A 250-nucleotide genomic window follows, 5' to 3' on the forward strand; every position below is an offset into this window, starting at 1 on the left:
AGATATACCAGAAATAACAGATACGCAAGTGCTTGTAAATGTAAAATATGTTGGGATATGTGGTTCAGATTTACCTAGGTCTATGGTAAGTGGTTTGAGTGGAAATACAAAATATCCATTGATTTTAGGGCATGAATTTTCTGGTGAAGTTGTTAAAATTGGAGAAAAAGTAAAGCATATTAATGTAGGAGATAGAGTAGCTGTTGCACCATTAGTACCTTGTGGAAAATGTGATTATTGTAATGAAGGT

General features: G+C 33.2%; 1 protein-coding gene. It reads left to right on the forward strand.

Annotated elements, in window-relative coordinates:
• On the forward strand, positions 1 to 250 hold a 250-nt coding region (locus KK062_RS31325), incomplete at both ends, for an alcohol dehydrogenase catalytic domain-containing protein (protein WP_254088141.1).

It is taken from the genome of Dawidia cretensis (genome assembly GCF_018598175.1).
In the GTDB taxonomy this organism is placed as follows: Bacteria; Bacteroidota; Bacteroidia; order Cytophagales; family Cyclobacteriaceae; genus Ohtaekwangia; species Ohtaekwangia cretensis.